21 protein-coding genes are annotated in these 22051 nt (G+C 49.8%); 14 read left to right on the top strand and 7 right to left on the bottom strand.

What is annotated here, in order from left to right:
• Positions 1-335 precede the first annotated feature (335 nt).
• Positions 336-1709 carry an aminopeptidase P family protein gene (locus Q3C19_RS04090; RefSeq protein ID WP_302727428.1) on the top strand — a complete coding sequence of 458 codons (1374 nt, stop codon included), beginning with the start codon at positions 336-338 and terminating at the stop codon, positions 1707-1709.
• Positions 1710-1812: 103 nt separating this feature from the next.
• Here the strand turns inward: Q3C19_RS04090 and Q3C19_RS04085 are convergent, their stop codons facing one another.
• From Q3C19_RS04085 to Q3C19_RS04075, 3 genes are all read right to left on the bottom strand, one after another.
• Entirely contained in the window at positions 1813-3318 is a 1506-nt protein-coding gene (locus Q3C19_RS04085; RefSeq protein ID WP_302727426.1) for a HAMP domain-containing sensor histidine kinase, read from the bottom strand.
• A 77-nt stretch (positions 3319-3395) separates the two neighbouring features.
• On the bottom strand, positions 3396-4817 hold the full coding sequence (locus tag Q3C19_RS04080; protein ID WP_302727424.1) for a sialate O-acetylesterase: 1422 nt from the start codon (positions 4815-4817) through the stop codon (positions 3396-3398).
• A 51-nt stretch (positions 4818-4868) separates the two neighbouring features.
• On the bottom strand, positions 4869-6542 hold the full coding sequence (locus Q3C19_RS04075; RefSeq protein ID WP_302727422.1) for a nucleoside kinase: 1674 nt from the start codon (positions 6540-6542) through the stop codon (positions 4869-4871).
• 82 nt (positions 6543-6624) lie between these two features.
• Between Q3C19_RS04075 and Q3C19_RS04070 the strand changes: the two genes are divergently transcribed.
• Positions 6625-8322, top strand: a complete 1698-nt coding sequence (locus tag Q3C19_RS04070; RefSeq protein WP_071148032.1) for a Na/Pi cotransporter family protein — start codon at positions 6625-6627, stop codon at positions 8320-8322.
• A gap of 45 nt (positions 8323-8367) precedes the next feature.
• On the opposite strand, the gene rd is transcribed toward Q3C19_RS04070, so the two are convergent.
• Positions 8368-8529 carry a rubredoxin gene (gene rd / locus Q3C19_RS04065; RefSeq protein ID WP_071148031.1) on the bottom strand — a complete coding sequence of 54 codons (162 nt, stop codon included), beginning with the start codon at positions 8527-8529 and terminating at the stop codon, positions 8368-8370.
• 184 nt (positions 8530-8713) lie between these two features.
• Here rd and Q3C19_RS04060 point away from each other — a divergent pair, with 184 nt between their 5' ends.
• The 12 genes from Q3C19_RS04060 to Q3C19_RS04005 all read left to right on the top strand — a co-directional run bounded on the left by Q3C19_RS04060 (position 8714) and on the right by Q3C19_RS04005 (position 18847).
• The gene (locus Q3C19_RS04060) at positions 8714-11398 is read left to right on the top strand and encodes a calcium-translocating P-type ATPase, PMCA-type (RefSeq protein WP_302727418.1); all 2685 of its coding nucleotides are present in this window, start codon (positions 8714-8716) and stop codon (positions 11396-11398) included.
• The gene (locus Q3C19_RS04055) at positions 11395-12012 is read left to right on the top strand and encodes an HAD family phosphatase (protein WP_277121927.1); all 618 of its coding nucleotides are present in this window, start codon (positions 11395-11397) and stop codon (positions 12010-12012) included. The genes Q3C19_RS04060 and Q3C19_RS04055 overlap by 4 nt, the downstream gene beginning before the upstream one ends.
• The gene (locus Q3C19_RS04050; RefSeq protein WP_302727416.1) at positions 11984-12907 is read left to right on the top strand and encodes a bifunctional riboflavin kinase/FAD synthetase; all 924 of its coding nucleotides are present in this window, start codon (positions 11984-11986) and stop codon (positions 12905-12907) included. Before Q3C19_RS04055 ends, Q3C19_RS04050 begins: the two co-directional genes overlap by 29 nt.
• A gap of 387 nt (positions 12908-13294) precedes the next feature.
• Positions 13295-14923 (top strand): family 43 glycosylhydrolase, encoded by a 1629-nt coding sequence (locus Q3C19_RS04045; RefSeq protein ID WP_302727414.1) that lies wholly within the window; start codon positions 13295-13297, stop codon positions 14921-14923.
• Positions 14924-15473: 550 nt separating this feature from the next.
• Entirely contained in the window at positions 15474-15620 is a 147-nt protein-coding gene (locus tag Q3C19_RS04040) for a hypothetical protein (RefSeq protein WP_302727412.1), read from the top strand.
• 67 nt (positions 15621-15687) lie between these two features.
• Positions 15688-16485 (top strand): CPBP family intramembrane glutamic endopeptidase, encoded by a 798-nt coding sequence (locus Q3C19_RS04035; RefSeq protein ID WP_277121936.1) that lies wholly within the window; start codon positions 15688-15690, stop codon positions 16483-16485.
• Entirely contained in the window at positions 16482-17165 is a 684-nt protein-coding gene (locus tag Q3C19_RS04030) for a DUF2975 domain-containing protein (protein WP_302727409.1), read from the top strand. The genes Q3C19_RS04035 and Q3C19_RS04030 overlap by 4 nt, the downstream gene beginning before the upstream one ends.
• A 15-nt stretch (positions 17166-17180) precedes the next feature.
• Positions 17181-17651 carry a DUF2975 domain-containing protein gene (locus tag Q3C19_RS04025; protein WP_302727407.1) on the top strand — a complete coding sequence of 157 codons (471 nt, stop codon included), beginning with the start codon at positions 17181-17183 and terminating at the stop codon, positions 17649-17651.
• Between the two features lie 136 nt (positions 17652-17787).
• Positions 17788-18015 carry a hypothetical protein gene (locus tag Q3C19_RS04020; RefSeq protein WP_302727405.1) on the top strand — a complete coding sequence of 76 codons (228 nt, stop codon included), beginning with the start codon at positions 17788-17790 and terminating at the stop codon, positions 18013-18015.
• A gap of 19 nt (positions 18016-18034) precedes the next feature.
• Positions 18035-18484: a hypothetical protein gene (locus Q3C19_RS04015; RefSeq protein ID WP_302727403.1), complete on the top strand. Its 450-nt coding sequence runs from the start codon at positions 18035-18037 to the stop codon at positions 18482-18484.
• 9 nt (positions 18485-18493) lie between these two features.
• The gene (locus tag Q3C19_RS04010) at positions 18494-18703 is read left to right on the top strand and encodes a helix-turn-helix transcriptional regulator (protein WP_022162894.1); all 210 of its coding nucleotides are present in this window, start codon (positions 18494-18496) and stop codon (positions 18701-18703) included.
• On the top strand, positions 18704-18847 hold the full coding sequence (locus Q3C19_RS04005; protein WP_302727400.1) for a hypothetical protein: 144 nt from the start codon (positions 18704-18706) through the stop codon (positions 18845-18847).
• A gap of 135 nt (positions 18848-18982) precedes the next feature.
• On the opposite strand, the gene Q3C19_RS04000 is transcribed toward Q3C19_RS04005, so the two are convergent.
• From Q3C19_RS04000 to Q3C19_RS03990, 3 genes are all read right to left on the bottom strand, one after another.
• Positions 18983-19405: a SufE family protein gene (locus Q3C19_RS04000; protein WP_302727398.1), complete on the bottom strand. Its 423-nt coding sequence runs from the start codon at positions 19403-19405 to the stop codon at positions 18983-18985.
• Positions 19406-19627: 222 nt separating this feature from the next.
• Positions 19628-20632: a M28 family peptidase gene (locus tag Q3C19_RS03995; RefSeq protein WP_071148020.1), complete on the bottom strand. Its 1005-nt coding sequence runs from the start codon at positions 20630-20632 to the stop codon at positions 19628-19630.
• 235 nt (positions 20633-20867) lie between these two features.
• A complete protein-coding gene (locus Q3C19_RS03990; protein ID WP_277121950.1) occupies positions 20868-21809 on the bottom strand; it encodes an LD-carboxypeptidase in 942 nt (313 codons plus the stop codon).
• Positions 21810-22051 lie beyond the last annotated feature (242 nt).

Below are 22051 nucleotides of genomic sequence, written 5' to 3'. Positions count from 1 at the left end.
AGCTATCACCATTGACTTCCGGAACCTATATTTTTCATATCTCAAAAAAAATAAGTACCTTCGCTAAGCCAAAATGATGAAACTGCGTTCTTTACGGTCGGAGCAGAAAGGATTTTCAAACAACTCCATACAACTGGAATGGGCAACGGATAGGTAGCAATTTTTTCGCTTAACTATTCAAAAAACGGCTTCAAAGCACACATTTACAAATGCGGAATAATGCTGCGTATCTCCCTGAAAGCCCAATAGTTTACATTATTCTTCCTAAATCCATCCGAAATCGGGCGAGTTTCACTATATTTGTTGCAAATCAACTTATAAAAAATAGAAACACCATGTTTGCTAAAGAAACTTATGTACAGCGCAGAGCCCAGCTGAAAAAAAATATGGGTTCGGGGGTGTTATTGTTTTTGGGTAACGACGAGCAAGGCCTGAATTACGAGGACAATACTTTCCGTTACCGTCAGGATTCCACCTTTCTCTATTACTTTGGCTTGTCGTTTGCAGGTCTTTCTGCCATTATCGATGTAGATGAAGACAAGGAAATTATATTTGGAGACGAACTGACCATTGACCACATTGTCTGGATGGGTACACAACCGACACTGCACGAGAAAGCTGCAGCAGTTGGAATTACCGAAACTCGTCCGTATGCCGAGATAGCCGGTTATTTGCAGAAGGCCGTAGCGCAGGGACGTACGGTTCATTATCTGCCGCCTTACCGTGCCGAGCATAAGCTGAAACTGATGGACTGGCTGGGAATAGCACCTGCCTGTCAGGAAGGGTCCGTTCCTTTTATCCGGGCCGTAGTGTCACAGCGTAATTATAAGTCGGCCGAAGAAATTGCCGAAATAGAAAAAGCCTGCAACGTGACAGCCGATATGCATATTACGGCCATGAAGGTGCTTCGTCCGGACATGTACGAATACGAGGTCGTAGCTGAAATGAATCACGTAGCCCAGCGCAACAATTGCGACCTTTCGTTTGCTACCATTGCTACCATCAACGGACAGACCCTGCACAACCATTATTATGGCAATAAGGTAAAACCAGGAGACTTGTTCCTGATTGATGCAGGTGCTGAACTTCCTTCAGGCTATTGCGGTGATATGTCGTCTACCATTCCTGTCGACAAGACCTTCACACCACGCCAACGTGCTGTTTACGAGATACAGAATGCCATGCATCTGGAGTCGGTTAAGGCACTTCGTCCGGGCATCCCTTATATGGAAGTGTACGACCTTTCTGCCCGTGTTATGGTCGAGGGTCTGAAAGACCTGGAACTGATGAAAGGCAATGCCGAAGATGCCGTACGCGAGGGAGCACATGCTTTGTTCTATCCTCACGGATTGGGACACATGATGGGCCTTGATGTACATGATATGGAAAACCTTGGTGAACAGTGGGTAGGCTATAACGGACAGCCCAAGAGTACCCAGTTTGGCCGCAAGAGCCAGCGCTTGGCCATTCCGTTGGAACCGGGCTTCGTACATACGGTAGAGCCGGGCATTTATTTCATTCCCGAACTGATAGACCTGTGGAAAGCAGAGAAGAAGTTTGCCGATTTCATTAATTACGATAAGGTAGAGGAATACCGTCATTTCGGAGGTATCCGCAACGAAGAAGATTACCTTATTACCGAGACGGGCGCACGCCGTTTGGGTAAGAAGATTCCGTTGACTCCTGATGAAGTAGAAGCATTGCGCTGATTACGTTAATCAAGAGCTATTAAAAAAAGAACTGCGGGTAACATGAAGCAGAATGGCATAAGCCGTATCGTCTTCTGTTACCCGCAGTCGTTTTTTCAGTTTGTCAGGCATGTAGTTCCAAAATGAATCGTGCCCCCTTTGTATAACTTTCGTCCAGTGTCAGCGAACCGTTCATTCGGGTTGCTATCAGTGCACAGATGGGCAATCCCAGTCCGTCGCCTTTAGTCAAGTCTTTTACCTCGGCAAACGGTTTGAAGATATTAGCCCGTTTTTCTTCGGCAATGCCACATCCCGTATCGCTTACGATAAACTGGTGAGTGTGTGCGCCACGTTTCTTGAGATCCAGCCATATTTTACCGCCGGCCGGCGTGTATTCGGCAGCGTTCTGTAGCAGATGTAGCAGGATATGCTCCAACTGTTCCGGATTGATTTTTACGGTCAGCTTGGGAGCATTGACAGCCAGGGTTACATCGGATTTTGTTTTGTCTTTGATCTTCTCCATTACGCTTTCACAGAAGGTTGATATGTTCTTTTCCTCCATCTCGTAAGGTTCGTCCAGGCTGTTTTCCAGTTCCGACAGTTCCTGTATGTGGGCGTTGAATGCATGCAGTGCTTTCACTCCGGGCAGTTTGGCATCCAGTGTATCCAATGTCGGCTCCATTTGGGCAGAAATGTTTTGTATGAACTTTGTTTTCAGCTCATTGTGCTCGTTGGCAATGCTGATGGCTTTCTTCTGCTTACGCGTCAGCATGATGAAGCGCAACAGGACGATTGCTCCGAATACCAACACTGCTGCCAGTATCGCAGCCAATACGCATAGTCCGATGATAATATACTGTTTGGCACTTAACGAGTCATCTTTTTCCTGAATGGTGTTCAGGCTTTCATCGTATTTGCGTTTCAGGGCGTTCAGCTCGTCTTGAGCGTTCAAGGCTTTTACAGAGTCGTTCCATACGATGTATTGGTCGTATGTGCGTGCCACCAGTGCCGAGTTGTTGGCTTTGCGGGCAATGTCGATCAGGGTCTTGTAGCAGTCGTTTACTTTGGCATAATTCTTTTGGACTTTGTATTTTCCTATCAGCCGGCTGATGGCTTCATCGCCTTGGGCATTCATGCCGAAAGTGTAATAATAGGTAGCCTGTGTATATAGCAAATCGTTGCTGAGTGAATCATTCCGGGCTGCTTTGGCTGTCTCTTCCAGCCGGTCAAGCTGTTCTTTGGCCCGTGAAGGGTTCTTCAGTTTGATGTACATCTGCAATCTTTCCTTGATAATGGGAAAACGAAGTTCGGGGAATGCTTTTTTCTCTTTCTGTTCTCCGGTGTAAACCACAGCTTCGGTATTTCTCAGCATGTCGAAAGCTTCTTTATAATAGTTTTCCCGATGATAAAGTGAGCTGACTTTGACTCCACATTCCACAACTTTACTGTATGCTCCCTGTGAAGCATAGGCATTGTAGGCTTGCAGGAAAAGATAACGCGACTTGATGTATTCCTTCTGTGCCAGATTCTGTTGCGCCTGTTTTAGCAGGTCGTCGGCGTTGTTTTGAGCGTATGCCCCTCCCAAGAAGCACCAGGCTGTCAGGAGGAGCATGATTACTGTTCTTTTCATTATGATAATTTTAGTTTTTTGAGAAACAAGTTGTATTTTGTATTATGTATGGCTTGTATGTCTTGCTGTATCGACGGTTATTCCCAGTTGTCTGTCCTGAACGGATAAAGCGGGAGTTCCCGAATGTTGGCAACGTTACCCGGTTTGAAGTCACGGAAGCCGTAGCGTACAGCGGCAGGGGTAGGCACTTTGTCGGAGCTGACTTTGATTTGTCCTCCGTTGAGTTCTGCCTTTGCCGGATAGAAAACTTTGTCTTCGCCGGCTATTTCAAATCCTTGTATGTCGGTCATACGGTTGAAGCCTCCGCCGGCATTGTCGAACGAAAGCAGGGCTGCTCCGTCTTTTATCTCCATTGATTTGTACACAGGGCCTACAGCCTCAATTCCCTTTATCTGATAGGTTTTGCTCAGTGCCATGTAAGCAAGCCGTTTCCCGACATTGCTTTTGTCTTTCGGATGAATGTTGTATTGTTCGTAGTTCTCTACAAGGTCGTTGGTCGAGATCATTCCGCTGTTGGGTATTATCTTTTGGGCATTGAACTGTGCTTCGCGTAGCAATGCGCTATAGTAGTTTTCGCTGGAACCGTATGGGGCTATCTCTACATAGTAGAATGGCAGTTCTCCCAGTCCCCATTCTTTTCGCCAGAGTTCGACCATCGTTTTCAGGCGCTCGGCGTATGTCTTGTGCTTACCTACGTTCGATTCACCCTGATACCACAGAAATCCTTTGATGGTATAGTTTTGCAAGGGCTTGATCATGCCGTTGTACATCAGTGTCGGGCTCATGTAGTGCCACCAGTCATGTCCTTCTTCCTTGCGGATGTCACGTTCCAGATTGATATCCGGATATTGTGTTACGATGTCGCGCGGAAGCCATCCTTCGACAGTAGAACCTCCCCAGCTGCTGTTTATGATACCGATGGGAATATCGAGAACCTGATTCATCATCATGGCAAAGTGGAAGCCGGTGGCACTGAATGCCGGAGCATTTTCCGGACAGCTGACTTTCCAGCTTCCTTTGCAGTTGTCCACAGGTTCAACCTGACCGTTCTTTTCGATGGTAGCTACCCGTATGCCTTTCCACTGGGCAGAGGTGGCAATAGTCTCGTTGGCACCTGCTACCGGACAATTCCAGAATCCGGCCAGAGGCATCTCCATATTCGATTGCCCTGAGCAGAACCACACCTCACCTATCAGGATGTTGTTGAGTTGCGTTGTCTCGCCGTCCGAGAATGTAATGCTGTAAGCATTGTAACTTGCTTGGGGCGTCTGTACTTTGGCAATCCATTTTCCGTCTTTATCGGACGTAGCCGTGTAAGTGCGGTTGTCCCACGATGGGCGGATGCTTACTTGTGCATTGGCTTTTGCCTTTCCCCACAACTTAACTTCGGTTTGCTGTTGCAGTACCATGTTGTCGCTCAGTATTTCGGGCAGTACGACTTTGCCCCAACTTGCTGTCTGCATCATGAGCAGGCAGGCTGCTATTATCTGTTTTTTCATTGTGTTATAATGTTTTTGAGTCCTTTTTCCGATTGTATTTGCTTTGCAGTGTCAGTACTTAAAGCTGCTTCCTCCCAGGAATTCACGCAACAGGGAAGTAGGTGGAATTTCCTTGTCCTGTACGGGTATGAAGTATTTGATGAACTTCAGCAGGCGGTATGCTTCGGCATATTCCGGACAGTTGCGTGGTACGCTGTTCAATATCGGTTCGGCATGTGAACGAAGCACGGCAAACTCGAACAGCAGGGCCGAATTGAACATGACGTCAGCATTTTCCTGATAAGGGAAAATCCATTTGTCCTCACCGGCGCGTACGCTCGGCCAGCGTGAGATGGTCTCCTGTGCCGAATAGCCTCTGTAGTTGAAGTCGCGGATGATGCGGCGCAGCAGACGGTTGTCGGTTGTCGGAATCCAGTTGTGGTCGTCCAGTGAAATGGTGGTCAGCGCCGAGACATAAATTTTGTATTTGCTTTCGGCTGGAATTTGTGGTGTCAGTTCCGGATTCAGAGCATGAATGCCTTCCAGAATCAGGATGGTGTGCTCGTCAATGCGTAGCTTGTCACCTTTGAATTCCTTTTTCCCAAATGTGAAGTTGAAGCGCGGAAGTTCCACTTCTTCTCCTCTCAGCAAGGCCTGCAACTGCTCGTTGAAAAGCTTGAGGTCGAGTGCATACAGCGATTCGTAGTCATAGTTCCCGTTCGCATCGCGCGGAGTGTCTTCGCGATCCACGAAGTAATCGTCCAGCGAGATGGGGTAAGGACGCAGTCCGTTGGTCATCAGCTGTACGGAGAGCCTTTTGCTGAAGGTCGTTTTGCCGGATGAGGACGGTCCGGAGATCAGTACCAGTTTGACACGGTTCCCATTCTCGCCCCGGTGGTAAATGTCATCGGCGATCTGTGCGATTTTTTTCTCCTGCAGAGCTTCAGCCACGTTGATGAGGTCGGTGGCATGTCCGTTTTCACAAGCCAGGTTGAAGTCGCCTACGTTGCTCAGTCCCATGATGTGGTTCCAGCGTAGGTGTTCTTTGAATACGTCGAGCATCTTTTCCTGTTTCACCACTTCTTCCAGAACATTCGGATTTTCTTTGTTGGGGATGCGCAGCAACAGGCCGTCATAGTATTTGATGATGTCGAACAGCTTGATGAATCCTGTGCTTGGCAGCAGGTTGCCGTAGTAATAGTCAACGGTGTCGCCCAATGTATAATAATAGGTATAGAGCGAGCCCGACGTTTCCAGCAGTTTTACTTTATCGTCCATTCCCCGTTCGCTGAAGACGCGGACGGCTTCGGACGTATGGCATTCGGTGCGGTGGAAGGGAATGTCTTCGGCGATGATTTCCTGCATGCGTTTCTTGATGGCCTGTACGTCTTCCAGTTGGACGGGTCGTCCGATACGAAGGTTGCAGAAGTAGCCTTTCGAAACCGGATGCTCGACATACAGTTTGCCTTCGGGAAACAGCTCGCTGACAGCTTTGTACAAAATGAAACACAGGGAGCGGACATAGGTGCGCATTCCTGATGGGTCGCGGACGTCCAGAAACTCCACATCCTTGTTGTTGTACACCCTGAAGTTCAGGCCTTCGGAGCGGTTGTTGACTTTGGCGCTGACGACCTGGTAGGGAAAATTAAGATTAAATCCGTAATAAATATCCAAAAGTGAGCTCCCGATAGGAAATTCTTTATAAATATTATTATTTTTGCAACATATTTGTAACATGTGTTTCATAAAGTCCTTTTTAATGGTAAATATACGCTAAATATAGGACTTAATAATGCATGAAGCAATGAAACCTCTTAATTAATTATAGATGGAATATTCTTTTTATGATTTTTTAAAGCTGCTGGGTTCATTGGCTTTATTCCTGTATGGAATGAAAATCATGAGCGAGGGGCTTCAAAAGTTTGCGGGCGACAGGTTGCGTAAGATTCTGACCGCCATGACGACAAACCGAGTGACAGGTGTTCTTACGGGTATGCTGATCACAGCACTTATCCAGTCTTCTTCTGCTACAACCGTAATGGTGGTTAGTTTTGTTAATGCCGGTTTGTTGACCTTGTCGCAGTCCATCGGCGTCATTATGGGAGCCAATATCGGTACCACGGTCACGGCCTGGATCATATCGGCCTTGGGCTTTAAGGTGGATATAGCAGCGTTTGCCCTTCCTTTGTTAGCTTTTGGTATTCCTCTACTGTTTTCCCAAAAAAGTTCCCGAAAGTCGGTTGGTGAGTTTATTTTCGGCTTTTCGTTCCTGTTTATGGGACTTTCCTATCTTCAGAGCAATGCTCCCGACCTGAAAGATAATCCCCAGATGTTGGCATTTGTGCAGAACTATACGGATATGGGATTTGTGTCCATTCTGTTGTTTGTGCTTATCGGTACTGTTCTGACCATGATTGTGCAGGCATCGGCGGCAACGATGGCCATTACACTGATTATGTGTGCCAACGGCTGGATCAGCTTTGAGTTGGGTGCGGCTCTTGTGTTGGGCGAGAATATTGGAACCACGATAACGGCCAATCTGGCGGCATTGACGGGAAATACGCAGGCACGAAGGGCAGCATTGGCCCATTTGGTGTTCAACGTGTTTGGTGTGATATGGGTGTTATGTCTGTTTGTGCCTTTCACCAACGCCGTATCCTGGTTTGTGGACAATGTGATGGGTACCAACAGTCCTGCGGTAGCTGTTTCGTTCAAACTTTCGGCATTCCATACGGCTTTCAACATCTGTAATGTGCTGGTGCTGATTTGGTTTGTCAAGTTCATCGAGCGTACGGTATGTGCCATCATTCCTTTAAAGGAGCAGGACGAGGAATATCGCTTGCGTTTCATTTCGGGCGGTATGCTGTCCACGGCAGAACTCTCCATCCTGCAGGCCAGCAAGGAGATACACCTGTTTGCCGAGCGTACTCACCGCATGTTTGGCATGGTGCGCGATTTGCTTCATACCGAGAAGGATGACGACTTTATGAAACTGTTCAGTCGGATTGAAAAATACGAAAACATCAGCGACAGCATGGAGCTGGAAATCGCCAACTATCTGAATTCGGTTTCTGAGGGGCGGTTGAGCTCGGAAAGTAAGCTGCAGATACGGGCCATGTTGCGCGAGGTGACCGAGATCGAGAGTATCGGCGACAGTTGTTACAATCTGGCTCGTACCATCAACCGCAAGCGGCAGTCGAATCAGGACTTTACCGAAAGCCAGTACGAACACATTCACACGATGATGAATCTGACGAACGAGGCTCTGGAGCGGATGATTGTGATTATCGAGCATACCGATCACCAGAGCAGCGACGTGAACCAGTCATACAACCTGGAGAACGAAATCAACAACTATCGCAACCAGTTGAAGAATCAGAATATAGTAGATGTCAACAACAAGGAGTATAGCTACCAGATGGGTGTACACTACATGGATATCATAGCCGAATGCGAGAAGCTGGGCGACTATGTGGTGAATGTGGTAGAGGCCAGTTGTGATATCAAAGAAAAGAAGGCTTCGTAACGACGAAGCCTTCTTCCTTGACTTTTGCGGTTATTTCAATCTGGTTTAGTGAGTTACCTCAAAATCTTCTTTACCGACGCCACACAGCGGGCATACCCAGTCGTCGGGGAGGTCTTCGAATGCGGTACCTGGCGCAATGCCGTTTTCCGGATCACCCAGTTCAGGGTCATAAATGTATTCGCATACGGTGCAGATGTATTTATCCATATTTCTATTCGTTTTTAAGTGGTAAATAATTTAATTTATTAATCTCAGTTTATAAACACAGAAAACTGTCTGATTGTTCACTGACAGTTGCATATCTCTTTCCTAAAAAAGATTTAATAGCATTAACAGTCTGAATTATTGTTGTATTTTTGTGCTCAGTTAATTTAAAACATGAACAATCTGCATGAGCGCAATGAAAGAAAATGTCAATCACGTCGGGTTGACCGATGAAGAGGTGCGCAGAAGTCGTGCCGAACACGGGGGGAATCTGCTGACCCCTCCCAAACGCCCTTCTCTTTTCAAACTCTATTTGGAGAAATTTCAGGATCCTGTCGTAAAAGTGCTGCTTGTCGCCGCCTTGTTTTCACTGGTTATCTCGATTGTCGAGAACGAGTATGCCGAAACCATCGGTATCATAGCTGCCATTCTGCTGGCTACCGGTATCGGTTTCTTCTTCGAATACGATGCCAACAAGAAGTTCGACCTGCTGAATGCCGTCAACGAAGAAACGCTGGTCAAGGTGATACGCAACGGACACGTACAGGAAGTGCCCCGCAAGGATGTAGTGGTAGGCGACGTCGTACTGTTGGAAACCGGTGAAGAAATACCTGCCGACGGCGATCTGCTGGAGTCCGTTTCTCTGCAAGTCAACGAATCCAACCTGACCGGTGAGCCGGTTGTTTCGAAAACAACTGTCGAAGCCGATTTCGATGAAGAAGCTACGTATGCTTCCAACCGCGTGTTGCGAGGTACGACGGTGGTCGACGGCCACGGCATGATGCGTGTCGAGGCAGTAGGCGATGCAACCGAGATCGGTAAAGTGGCCCGTCAGAGCACCGAACAGAGCACCGAACCTACACCTCTTAATATACAGCTCACCAAGCTGGCCAACCTGATCGGAAAGATCGGTTTTACGGCTGCTGGATTGGCTTTTGCCATCTTCTTTGTGAAGGATGTCATCCTCTTCTACGACTTCTCTTCGTTCCACACCTTTGCCGACTGGCTGCCCGCCCTGCAGGCCACGCTGAAATACTTCATGATGGCCGTTACGCTGATTGTGGTGGCTGTGCCCGAAGGACTTCCGATGAGTGTCACGCTGAGCCTGGCACTGAACATGCGCCGTATGCTTTCTACCAACAATCTGGTGCGTAAGATGCATGCCTGCGAGACGATGGGTGCCATCACCGTCATCTGTACCGACAAGACCGGTACGCTGACGCAAAACCAGATGCAGGTGTATGAGGCCAGTTTCTATGGGTTGAAGAACCGCAGCGACCTGGCCGACGACGAATTGAGCCGTGTGGTGAAGGAAGGTATCAGTGCCAACTCGACGGCCTTCCTCGAAGAAGCTGCACCCGGCGAGAAGGTAAAAGGGGTGGGCAATCCTACCGAAGTGGCTTTGTTGCTTTGGCTCAATGCGCAGGGAAAAGACTATCTGCAGTTGCGCGAAGCGGCTCAGGTGGTCGATCAGCTGACTTTCTCGACCGAACGTAAATTTATGGCTACGCTGGTGCAGTCGCCTCTGTTGGGTAAGAAAGTACTGTATATGAAAGGAGCGCCCGAAATCGTATTAGGCAAGTGCAAGGACGTAGTGCTGGACAGCGGACGCACTGATGCCGTAGCCTATCGTCCGACTGTTGAGGCTCAGTTGCTGGGCTATCAGAATATGGCCATGCGTACGTTGGGATTTGCTTATAAGGTAGTGGCCGATGACGATACGCGCGACTGCGCTACTCTGGCTGCCGACGGCGATCTTTCGTTCGTGGGTGTGGTAGCTATCAGCGATCCCATCCGCCCCGATGTGCCTGCCGCTGTGCAGAAGTGTCAGTCTGCTGGTATCGGTGTGAAGATTGTAACAGGTGACACGCCGGGCACCGCTACCGAAATTGCCCGTCAGATAGGACTCTGGAAACCGGAAGATACCGAACGTAACCGCATCACCGGAGCCGACTTTGCCGCTCTGACCGACGAAGAAGCGCTGGAACGTGTGATGGATCTGAAAATCATGTCGCGTGCACGGCCTACGGATAAGCAACGCCTCGTGCAACTGCTTCAGCAAAAGGGGGCTGTGGTGGCTGTGACGGGCGACGGTACGAACGATGCTCCCGCCCTGAACCATGCACAGGTAGGCCTTTCGATGGGTACGGGTACATCCGTGGCCAAGGAAGCTAGCGATATCACCTTGCTCGACGATTCGTTCAACAGTATCGGCACTGCCGTTATGTGGGGTCGTTCGCTCTATAAAAATATACAACGTTTCATTGTCTTCCAGCTGACCATCAACTTCGTTGCATTGTTCATCGTGTTGCTGGGTTCGCTGGTGGGTACCGACCTGCCGCTCACCGTGACGCAGATGTTGTGGGTGAACCTCATCATGGACACCTTTGCCGCTTTGGCATTGGCTTCCATTCCGCCCAGTGAAAGCGTAATGAAGGAGAAACCCCGCAAACCGACCGACTTTATCATCACTCCGGGAATGCAGCGGATGATCTTCGGTGTGGGACTGGCTTTTGCCTGCCTGCTGATGGGTATGCTGCTCTATTTCGAACGGCAGGGCATGACGGTGCGTGAACTGACCATTTTCTTCACCTTCTTTGTGATGCTCCAATTCTGGAACCTCTTCAACGCCCGTGTGTTCGGTACAACCGATTCGGCCTTTAAGGGTATCTCCAAGTCCTACGGCATGGAGTTCATCGTACTGGCCATTCTGGTAGGACAGTTCCTGATTGTACAGTTTGGTGGGCCGGTATTCCGTACCGAACCGCTCGACGGAATGACATGGCTGGCAATCATTGCTTCGTCATCGCTGGTATTGTGGGTGGGCGAGATTGTACGTCTGGTTCGCCGTTTAATGCAGAAAAAACAATGATACAGAAAGAAATAAAGAACCTGATTTTCGACTTCGGCGGTGTGCTGATTGATCTTGACCGCGGACGTTGTGTCGAACGCTTCGCACAGTTGGGATTGGAGCGGGTCGAAGAGATGCTGGGCCTGTACTATCAGCAGGACTTCTTTCAGCAGTACGAGAAAGGGCTGATCAGCAGTGCTGCGTTTCGCGACGAAATCCGTGCGAAGTCTAGCCGCCCGCTGACCGATGCCGAGATAGATGATGCCTGGAACAGCTTCCTCGTCAGCATTCCTTCTTATAAACTCGACATGTTGCTGGAGCTGCGCCGTCATTATCGGGTATGCTTGCTGAGCAACACCAACGAGATTCACTGGCTGTGGTCGTGCGCCAACGCGTTCCGCTACAAGGACTACGGAGTAGACGATTACTTCGAACGCATCTACCTGTCCTACGAAATGCGTCTGGCAAAACCCGATGCCGAGATTTTCCGCCGTGTGCTGGCCGATGCCGGTATGCGTGCCGGAGAAACCCTGTTTATCGACGACTCGGCAGAGAATTGCCAGTCGGCCGCATCGCTGGGACTGTCTACTTATACTCCGAAACCTCATGAAGATTGGAGACCACTTTTCAGATAATTGCCCGAAAGTAGCTACCATCGGCTTCTTCGACGGGGTGCATCGGGGACACCGGTTCCTGATCGAACAGGTGTGTGCTATGGCCGCTGAGCGTCGTTGTGCGTCGGCTGTGGTGACGTTTCCAGTGCATCCGCGCAAGGTGATGCAGCCCGAATACTGTCCGCAGTTGCTGACTACCTGTCGCGAAAAGGAAGAACTGCTGGCTGCTACAGGTGTTGATTATTGTCTGATGCTCGATTTCACCCCCGAACTGGCTTGCTGTTCGGCGCACGACTTCATGGCCCTGCTGAAAGAGCGGTATCAGATTCAGGCTTTGGTGATAGGCTATGACCACCGGTTTGGGCACAACCGCAGCGAAGGTTTCGACGACTATGTGCGCTACGGTGCCGAACTGGGCATGGAGGTACTTCCGGCTTCGGCCTACTACTGCGACGAGGATGGCAGCGAAGTCAGTTCTTCCTGCATCCGCCGTCTGCTCAGCGTTGGCAACGTGTCAGGGGCAGCGCGTGGTTTGGGGTACGATTATTTTCTGCAAGGTACGGTGGTAAGCGGCTATCGGGTGGGGCATACGCTGGGTTTCCCTACTGCCAACCTTCGGGTGGACGAGGCTGACAAACTGGTTCCTGCTGACGGGGTGTATGCCGTTCGGGTGACGGTTGACGGCTGTCAGTATGGCGGTATGCTGAGCATAGGCTATCGCCCTACGCTGGACAACGGTCCCGACCGCAGTATCGAGGTCTACATCTTCGATTTTCAAGCCGATATTTACAACCATCCGCTCCGCCTTTCCTTTGCACGCCGCATTCGCGACGAACTGAAGTTTGCTTCGGTAGACGAGCTCGTGGCTCAGCTTCATAAGGATGAAGCTGTGGCACGGCAGTTGCTTTTCGCGTAAAGCGTGAAGCGGAAATCACTTATATTACCTGCATTTTACACCCTCAGAAAAGGGCTTTCCAGGACACTTGCACGGCTCGCGAGCAACACTTGCACGGCTCGCGAGCCGTGCAAGTGTCGAACAAATGGATTGCAAGTGTCGCTCACGAGGGGAGCAAGCGTCTGAAAAAAGTCTTTCGGAAGAGAGCTTCGGAAGGCTCGTTTCACCCTTCACACAGCCGTTAATTACTATGTTCCATGTTTCACCTTTCACTGTAATACGCAACAGGACAGCAGTTTGCGGTGAAACATTACCAAAAAGGTTCCGGATGTGAAACGTTATTCAAAGAAATCTCCTATATTTGCGGTAGACGAATGTGGGGACTTGAATAACTTAATTATAATACACATGAACAAGAAAAACTACTCAATCCGTACGATTGTACTGGCTCTGTTAGGAGCCTTGTCCTGGTTTCAGACCGATGTGGTGCTGGCAGCCAATCCTTACCTTCCTTTGTGGGAATACATTCCCGATGGTGAACCTTATGTATTCGAAGATCCCGATCATCCGGGCAAGTATCGTGTTTATGTTTATGGTTCGCACGACTCCATGAAGACGGAGTACTGCGGACGCGAGCAGGTGGTGTGGTCGGCTCCGGTGGACGATCTGAACAACTGGCGCTACGACGGCATTATCTTCGAGTCGAAGACCGACGCTCGTGGTGAATGGCTGAATGCCGGTGGTGTGGGCGACGTGCTCTATGCTCCCGACGTGGTGGAAGTGAAAGACAAAAACGGGAAAAAGACGTATTATCTCTATCCGAACAATCAGGCAGGCGGACGCAACGGCATGGTGGCCAAGGCAGATCGTCCCGACGGCCCTTTCCGGGTATGCAACTGGAGTAAAGAGTCGCCCAAAGCGGCAACTGGCGTGCTGGCTTTCGACCCTGCGGTAATGGTCGATGACGACGGTCGTGTGTACGGCTACTGGGGTTTCGAAGAGTCGTGGGGTGCAGAGCTGGATCCTGCCACAATGGCTACCGTGAAGCCCGGTACTCAACCCGTGAAAGACATGGTATCGAGCCGCAAGCAGGACGGCGTGTTCCGCTTCTTCGAGGCATCGTCCATCCGTAAGATCAAGGATAAATATGTATTCATTTACAGCCGTTGGACGGCCGAAGGCGAGTTCGGTTTCCCCGGCACCAATTATACGCTGGCCTATGCCTATAGCGACAATCCGCTGGGGCCTTTCACTTACGGCGGCACGCTGATCGACGGTCGCGGTCGCGATGTGGATGCCGATGGCAAGCCCATTCTGACAGCTACGCCGGGCGGAAACACGCATGGCAGTATCGTCGAAATCAATGGCCGCTGGTACGTGTTCTACCATCGTCAGTGTGGTACCAACGAGTATGCCCGCCAGGCCATGGTGGCCCCCATTGAGGTGAAGGTGACCGAAGGAGCGGGTGGCAAGGTGGAGATCACGGAAGGGGAATATACGTCCGAAGGTTTCGAGACGGACGGGCTGAATCCTTACAAACGCTATTCGGCCGGTATTGCCTGTTACTACACGGGGCCGCGTCCGGCTTATCACGAATGGCCCAACTTCTATTTCTCAGGTTCGTACGTGCAGCCCACTTATGGCGATGCCACGAACTTCGACGATCCCTACAACCTGCGTGTCAACAGCAATCCGGTAGTGAACAATACGGCAGGCTCTATCGTAGGCTACAAGTACTTCAACTTCGACCTTCTCGATCCCGACAAGGATGCGGAACTGCTGCTCTGCCTTAAGCCACTGGGTATGGAGGGGACCATCGATGTCATGGTGGGCAGTCCCTGGACGAGCCGTGGCGGAGTGAAGGTTGGTACGCTGCGTCTCAGCAAAGATGCCCCGCAGCAGATTACCGAGATGCGTATCAGTGTCTCCAAAGTCAAGGAGTTCAAGGGCAAGCAGGCTTTGTTCTTCGTCTTTTCGTCGCCCACGGCCGACCGCTCCCTCTGCGAGCTTCACAACCTGGTGTTTGCTAAACGTTGATGGTTGGTTATCAGGAGTTCATTCCTATGTGAAACAAAGGTATCAGAAACTCTCCTCTTTCTGGAAGGTTGTTCTCCCCAGATAACGGGGGAGTTAAGAGGGGGTGAGTACCCGAAGGGGGAGGTGGTAGGTGAAAACATAAAGTGTTAATATACAGCGTGTCGTAAAACCTACCACCCCGCCCGTTGGGCACCCCTCCTTTCAAAAGGAGGGGAGTTAGATACTATACTAAGTTTCGACACACCATCCTTTACGCAGCCTTTCTATTGCTGTGTTTGTAGCTGTAGCGTGTTGGGGAGACGCAAAATTTTGCGTCTCTACCTGAGAGATGGGGCTGTGATTGAACCGGTATATTCCTGCTTGTTTTCTCTCTTTTCAGCTTTGTATTATTGCAAAACAGATTAAATTTATTGTTTTTCGATAATTTTTTTCTGTTTTTCTTTTGTTTTCTCCTAAAATAGTATTTCATTTGCATATCGAAAAACGATAAATGATTATCGAAAAACGGAATTGAAAACAAAAAACAGTATTCATTTAAACAGGTAGTAATATGAAGGCTTTGGTTATGACGGCGATTATAGCGGTAGCAGGACTGGTCAATGTAATTGCCATCAATGCATGGCAGCAAGGCAAAGGCCATGCGGGGGTAAAAGTGGGACAGAGTAAAGGTTGCGTACAGCTGTTGGTTGTAAAGTAAGTGCTTCGTAACGGATTAAAGTAATAATTGTGTTTTTACAGACATCACTTAAAAAGGAAGAACGACAATGAAGACAGCGATAAAATTGGCATTGATTTATTTTCTGATGCAGATATTGGGCGCACTGACCGCAGGCCCGTTCTGTATGCTTTATGTCTATATCACAACCGGCAGCATGGATGCGGAAGTGGCGCAGAAGCTGACTGTGGCTCCGACCCTGTTGTTGGGAATCGTTTACATGATGCTTTATTTGTGGAGAAAAGGCCACTTGGACGATGACGGGCTGATGTATTCGCTTACTACCCCGTCATGCCTGACGTGGAGTCTGCTGGCCGGTGTGGCCGGTCTTTTCCTGACCGATGCGCTGGTGTCGCAACTGGGTTTTCTGCCCGACTTGATGAAACAGACGTTCGACGCGCTGCAGTCCGGCTGGTTGGGCATTCTTTGCATTGCTGTGTTAGGGCCAATACTGGAAGAATTGCTCTACCGTGGAGCCATTACGAAAGCCCTGTTGCAGAAGTATGCTCCGACCAAGGCGATTCTGATTTCGGGTTTGCTTTTCGGCATTGTCCATATCAATCCTGTTCAAGTGGTCAGTGCAGCGCTGATAGGCATTCTGCTGGCTTGGCTTTACTGGCGTACGCGGAGTCTGGTGGCCTGCATCCTGATTCATATTCTGAACAACAGCCTCTCGGTTTTCCTCAGTCTGAACTATCCCGAGGCCGGCAGCATGACCGAACTGTTAGGTACACCGTTGGTGGTGGCTGTGACGGTTGTGGCGCTTGTCCTGTTCCTCCTTTCGGTGAAGAAACTGAGTGCCTTTCAACTTTTTGCAACGAAAACAACAACAGATAACAAGCTATGAAAAGAAGACTGAATATCCTTTGTGCCATCGTCCTGTTGGTGATGAGCTGGTCGGTAGGCGTGTCGCTCTATTACATGGGGCTGGGTATGACAAAAGGCGTCCAGATGGGATTGGATGCTGCGCGCGAAATGGAGGAAGGTAAAAGCAGTGTCAAACTGGAAGAGGTGAATAACATGAGAACCGTCTCTTTGCTTCCCAAACTCCTGAGTGAATGGAAGGGAGAGTTCTTCACCGACTCTGTGCGCAACGAAAAGACGGGGCAATACGTCCCGATGGCCTACTCGAACCTGATGATCAGCGTGCCGGTGGAGACACCCGTCTGGCAGAAGGTCGTATCTACGGTGATGGGCTTCTTAGTGCTGGTGGCCAACGTCTGGGCATTGGTGCTGTTCATCCGCATTGTGGTGTCGGTCAACCGTTCGGATATCTTCAACTGGCGCAACGTCCGTCGCCTGCGTCGTTTGGGCATTCTGCTCATCGTAGGTTTTGTCTGCGTCCTGTTGCCCGAATACATGGCGCTTTGCAACCTGCGCGAGGCATTCTCGTTAGAGTCTTACGAGCTGATACTTTCCGATTCGGTCAAGGTGACTAATCTGTTGTTGGGACTGATTTCCCTCATTGTGGCCGAAGTCTTTGCCATCGGGCTGAAGATGAAGGAGGAGCAGGATTTGACTATATAAAGGAGGAATAAAGATATGAAAGGGATTTTCGGAATAAAGAAAAATTCGAAGGAAGAACTGGAGTTTGTGATGTTTTGTCTGATGATAGTATGTGTCAGCTGTCTGCTTTTCGTCTTTTTTCGTAATCTGAATTTATGCTACGATTTGGGGAAGGACGATACCGACAACTTGATTGTGAAGCTGCTACCCGAGAATGTGACGCTGATAGCAATGGCCGTATGCAGTGTACTTATTTATCTGATGCTGCGTAACGTGAAGAAAGGGCAGGTCTTTACCAAGCTAAATTCAGATTTTATTATGGCTATTGGGGTAGTGCTGGAGTGTAATGGTATCTTGCAAATGGTCTTCAATGCTTTTTTGTCTGATGCTGTGGGTGGAAACACCATTCCGATGGTTTATCTGTTACTGGGTGTCTTCTTCCTGTTCATTGCCTGCCTGTTCAAAATTGGCATACGGATGCAGGAGGAGCAGGACTTGACAATCTGATGAGTTGATGAGGAGACGAGGGATGAGTTGACGAGGAGACGGAGGATGAGTTGACAAGGAGACAAGTTGACAAGACCACAAGGCCTCGTGGTCTGAAGTCTTTTCAACTCGTCAACTAAATTTAAATTGAAGAACTATGAGTACTATTTTTCATACCGACCGCAAATGGGTAGCAGGTGTCTGCTACATCGGTTTTCTTGTGTTGACGTTGATGGTAGCAGCGTTTGTGTTTTTTCTGGTGATGAACCTGTGGGTAGATAAAGACGCTAAGTTTATCCGTATTTACGGAGGAATAGTTTGGATTTATGGTTGGTCGTATCTGTATTACCGTTGGGTGAAGCATTGCACTACATGGTTGATATGATAAAGGGAGGATTATAGATATGAAAATATTTAAGAAGTTGTATCAGCGCTACAAGGATATGGGCAGTTTGCCTTGGATTGTATGTATCGTATTGCTGTCAGTGATAGCCTATTATACTGTTCCGGTAATCGGCCTGATACAGGCAGGCGGCGATGAACGTTTGCTGGGTTGGGCGTATGTCTGCAACCTGCTGGCCTTGGTAGTGCTTTGTGTAAACATCTTGCGGCTGGATTGCCGGAACCTGTTGAGCCATAAGACGGCCAATTTGTTGGAGACAAGCGGTTATTTCATCATTCTGCTGATGCTGATACGCAATGGGATTGTACGCGAGAGTGATAGTTTGAGCGACAGCTGGAACTATTCGTTGGACTGGGTAACCATCCTGCTGTTCGGTTTCCTGTTGCAGTTTGTCGGTAAGATTGTCCGCCGTGCTGTGAAACTGAAAGAGGAACAGGACTTAACCATTTAAACTTTGCCTATGCCGATAGTAGTGAATTTGGATATAATGATGGCCCGCCGGAAGATTTCTTTGGGCGAGCTGGCCGAGAAGATAGACATCACTCCTGCCAACCTTTCCATCCTGAAGACTGGTAAGGCAAAAGCCATCCGTTTCTCTACCCTCGAAGCCATCTGCAAGGTGCTCGACTGCCAACCGGGAGATATTCTGGAATACAGAGAGGAGGAATAGATGATGGAAACAGCCGATGTAGAAAAGATGCTTTACTTCCGTCATCGTTCGGCGACCGAACGTAATGCCATCCGCATCATCGAGCTGTACGGTTATCCTGCGGAAGTAGTAGAGGAGGCGCGCCGGTGGGCGGAAGGGGGGTGACTAAGGGTATATTATTTCTTTAGGCACGGATTACACGGAAATTCGCGGATTGTTTTTATTCTTTTTCTCCCTCCGTGTTTTGCCGTGTAATCCGTGCCTAAAAAGACATGTACTTCATTTGAAATCCGCAAGGCTTTATCCTTCCTTCGCCTTAAACGCCAGCGCATACATCCGCATCTGCTTTACCATAGCCAGCAGGCCGTTGCTGCGGGTGGGGGAAAGATGTTCTTGCAGGCCGATCTGAGGAATGAAGTAGAGGTCGGCTTCCAGTATCTCGTCGGGGGTGTGGCCGGAAAGCACTTTGATGAGCAGGGCAATGATGCCTTTCACGATCAGGGCGTCGCTTTCGGCCTGAAAGATGATTTTGCCGTCCTGTTCGTCGGCTTGCAGCCATACGCGGCTTTGGCAACCTTCAATCAGGTTTTGGTCGGTCTTGTACTTTTCGTCAAGTGGGGGCTGTTCGTTGCCCAAGTCGATGAGCAACTGGTAGCGGTCCATCCAATCGTCGAAATCGCTGAATTCGGCGATTACTTCGTCTTGCATTTCGTTGATGGTCATATTGTGAGGTTTTTAGTTTTTAAGTTCTTTAGTTTTTAGTTTAGTTGACAAGTTGACGAGTTAACGAGGCTACGAGGAAGGGAGAGTTTTGTTGACGAGGGGACGAGGCTTCAGACTACGAGGGGTGGGCTTGTTCCCTTGTCTCCTTGTTCCCTCGTTAACCACTCCCTTTGTTCACTCGTCAACTTGTCCCTTGTCAACTTGTCCCCTCGTCCCTTAAGTTTACTTCTCGTTATAAATCACCTCCAGCACTGTCTGGCCAACGGCGTTGAGCGTACCTTTGTCTATCACGTCCATATTGTCGTCGGTGGTGTGCCAGAAGTCGCCGAAGCCGGTGTCGCAGTTGGGGTCGTAGTTGATGATGTCCACGCAGGGAATCTTACGTAGGTTGTAGACGTACATGTGGTCGTCGGTCACTTCGGTGCCGTCCTGCTTGGGGAAGAAGCTTTCGAAGCCCAGACGGTGGGCAGCGTCCCAGATCTTCTTTACCTGCTTGCTGGCTGTGCGCTTGGAGAAGAGTTCCTGATAGAAGGTAGCGTTCTTGCCGCCTACCATGTCCAGCAGGATGCCGTAGCGGGCGTTGTAGTTCTCTACGTGAGGCATGCGTCCCCAGTATTGCGAGCCCAGACACCAAGTGTCGGCTTTGTACTGACCTTTGTAGAAGGTAGGAATGCCGTAGTCTTCGGCATCGAAGAAGATGATGTCGATACCGATGGTAGGTGCTTGCCGTTGCAGCTGGCGCGCAACTTCCAGCAGTACGCCTACACCGCTGGCTCCGTCGTTGGCTCCTATGATGGGCGTCTGATGCTTCTTGGCGTCATCGTCTTCGTCGGCATAGGGGCGACTGTCCCAGTGGGCACAGAGCAGTACGCGCCGGCGGCTGTCGGGGTTGTAGGCACCGATGATGTTGCGCGACTTCAGCAGGGTGCCGTCGTAGGCCACGAGGTCGGCGTATTGGTTGTAGACTTTGGCTCCGAACTGCTCCAGCTTGGAAGCCAGGTATTCGCCGCAGGCTTTGTGGGCAGTGGTGTTGGGCACGCGGGGACCGAAGTCGGCCTGTGTCTTCACGTACTGGTAAGCACTGTCGGCATTGAAGGTCGGCACGTTGACCTTTTCTTTAGCGACGTCTTCTGTCTGGTCGGCGGCCGATTTCTTATTGCTGCTGCATGCTACGGTTGCGAACACCAGCAACAGGCAGCATGAAAGTAAGGTGTAGTGACGTTTCATTGTTGATAAATTGGTAATTGGCAATTAAAAATGAACAATTTAAGTTTCTCAAGTTTATTAATCGGTTGTAGTTAAGGAGTTAAGAAGTTAAGGAGTTAAGCCGATACATTGTGAGCTGTTTGCTTCTCTATTGGCTTTTAACTCCTAAGCCCGTCCAAGACGGGCGATAACTCCTTTTAACTTCTTTAACTCCTGAAAGTTTCGCAAGTGCGAAACTTGAGTTAATAGTTAAGGGTTAAAAGTTCAGCCTGACTTCTTTCCGGCCCACTTCCAGCCTGACACCGGCGCCGTTTATCAGCGGCAGGTTCATGGTGACGTGGCCTACGGGGAAGTTGAAGCAGATGGGATAGTCGTACTCCTTCACCACGTCGGCCAGTGCGCCGTACAGGTCTTTGCCGAGCGACTTGTTTTCCTCGTATTCGGTGAACTGTCCGATGATGAGGCCCGAAAGCCGTTCGAGCACGCCTCCTAGTTTCAGGTTGTACATCATCCGCTCCACGGCGTGCGGCCGTTCGCCCACATCTTCTATAAAGAGGACGGTGCCTTCGGGCGGAATGTCGTAGGGCGTGCCGCGCAGTCCGTAGAAGACGGCCAGATTGCCGCCGCGCAGCGTGCCTTGGCAGGTACCCGTATGGTTCAGCTTATGGGCAGGACATACGTAGTCGAAAGCGGTGCCGTCGTTGTCCTCGGTCCGGAGGGCGGCATTTCGTCCGAAGAGGATATCGCGCAGGGCTTGTGTGCAGAAGTCGTCTTCGGGCTCCACGGTCAGATGGCGTGCCATGGGAGCATGAAGCGAGGCGAATCCGTTGGCCTGAAACACGTTGTGCAGGGCGGTGATGTCGCTGAAACCGACGAGCCACTTCGGGTGCTGGCGGAAGCGGGCGAAGTCGAGCTTGTCCACCAAGTGCACAGCTCCGTATCCGCCGCGGCTGCAGAAGATGACTTTGGCCGTCTCGTCGTCCATCGCTTCCTGCAGGTCGTCGAGCCGTTGCTGTATGGTGCCGGCATAGGTGCCGTTCGAGCCGCCTGCATGTCGGGCCATGACCACTTCCAGCCCCCAGGATTCGAGCCGTTTCCGGGCTCCTTTCAGGAAGGCCTTGTCTATTTTGCCCGAGGGGGAGAGGATGATTACGCGGTCGCCCTCGTGCAGATAGGGTGGGAAAATAAGGCTGTTCATATCTTTTTCGTCTACTTTTCCGCAAAAGTACACAATTTCGCCACAGGGCAAACAAGGTGGGGTTAGTTTTTTTGTGGCGGCTGTGTATCAGTCGGTTTTCTTTTCCCGCAACGAGAAGAATCTTTTCTCCAGCGGAGAAAACAGTTCTCACGCTGAGAGAAAAGTGTTCTCACGCCTATGAGAAGACTATTCTCATAACTGTGAGAAAACTATTCTCATGCCTATGAGAACATCCTTCTCAT

It is taken from the genome of Bacteroides sp. ET489 (assembly GCF_030518095.1).
In the GTDB taxonomy this organism is placed as follows: domain Bacteria; phylum Bacteroidota; class Bacteroidia; order Bacteroidales; family Bacteroidaceae; genus Bacteroides; species Bacteroides ndongoniae.
Note: the sequence above shows the minus strand (reverse complement) of the source record. Positions and strands in the feature narration are given on the sequence as shown.

Bases quoted from the DNA above. Each gene is read 5' to 3' on its own strand.
- Q3C19_RS04090 (WP_302727428.1), top strand. From the start codon at position 336: ATGTTTGCTAAAGAAACTTATGTACAGCGCAGAGCCCAGCTGAAAAAA.
- Q3C19_RS04085 (WP_302727426.1), bottom strand. From the start codon at position 3,318: ATGAAAAGAACAGTAATCATGCTCCTCCTGACAGCCTGGTGCTTCTTG.
- Q3C19_RS04080 (WP_302727424.1), bottom strand. From the start codon at position 4,817: ATGAAAAAACAGATAATAGCAGCCTGCCTGCTCATGATGCAGACAGCA.
- Q3C19_RS04075 (WP_302727422.1), bottom strand. From the start codon at position 6,542: ATGAAACACATGTTACAAATATGTTGCAAAAATAATAATATTTATAAA.
- Q3C19_RS04070 (WP_071148032.1), top strand. From the start codon at position 6,625: ATGGAATATTCTTTTTATGATTTTTTAAAGCTGCTGGGTTCATTGGCT.
- rd (WP_071148031.1), bottom strand. From the start codon at position 8,529: ATGGATAAATACATCTGCACCGTATGCGAATACATTTATGACCCTGAA.
- Q3C19_RS04060 (WP_302727418.1), top strand. From the start codon at position 8,714: ATGAGCGCAATGAAAGAAAATGTCAATCACGTCGGGTTGACCGATGAA.
- Q3C19_RS04055 (WP_277121927.1), top strand. From the start codon at position 11,395: ATGATACAGAAAGAAATAAAGAACCTGATTTTCGACTTCGGCGGTGTG.
- Q3C19_RS04050 (WP_302727416.1), top strand. From the start codon at position 11,984: ATGAAGATTGGAGACCACTTTTCAGATAATTGCCCGAAAGTAGCTACC.
- Q3C19_RS04045 (WP_302727414.1), top strand. From the start codon at position 13,295: ATGAACAAGAAAAACTACTCAATCCGTACGATTGTACTGGCTCTGTTA.
- Q3C19_RS04040 (WP_302727412.1), top strand. From the start codon at position 15,474: ATGAAGGCTTTGGTTATGACGGCGATTATAGCGGTAGCAGGACTGGTC.
- Q3C19_RS04035 (WP_277121936.1), top strand. From the start codon at position 15,688: ATGAAGACAGCGATAAAATTGGCATTGATTTATTTTCTGATGCAGATA.
- Q3C19_RS04030 (WP_302727409.1), top strand. From the start codon at position 16,482: ATGAAAAGAAGACTGAATATCCTTTGTGCCATCGTCCTGTTGGTGATG.
- Q3C19_RS04025 (WP_302727407.1), top strand. From the start codon at position 17,181: ATGAAAGGGATTTTCGGAATAAAGAAAAATTCGAAGGAAGAACTGGAG.
- Q3C19_RS04020 (WP_302727405.1), top strand. From the start codon at position 17,788: ATGAGTACTATTTTTCATACCGACCGCAAATGGGTAGCAGGTGTCTGC.
- Q3C19_RS04015 (WP_302727403.1), top strand. From the start codon at position 18,035: ATGAAAATATTTAAGAAGTTGTATCAGCGCTACAAGGATATGGGCAGT.
- Q3C19_RS04010 (WP_022162894.1), top strand. From the start codon at position 18,494: ATGCCGATAGTAGTGAATTTGGATATAATGATGGCCCGCCGGAAGATT.
- Q3C19_RS04005 (WP_302727400.1), top strand. From the start codon at position 18,704: ATGATGGAAACAGCCGATGTAGAAAAGATGCTTTACTTCCGTCATCGT.
- Q3C19_RS04000 (WP_302727398.1), bottom strand. From the start codon at position 19,405: ATGACCATCAACGAAATGCAAGACGAAGTAATCGCCGAATTCAGCGAT.
- Q3C19_RS03995 (WP_071148020.1), bottom strand. From the start codon at position 20,632: ATGAAACGTCACTACACCTTACTTTCATGCTGCCTGTTGCTGGTGTTC.
- Q3C19_RS03990 (WP_277121950.1), bottom strand. From the start codon at position 21,809: ATGAACAGCCTTATTTTCCCACCCTATCTGCACGAGGGCGACCGCGTA.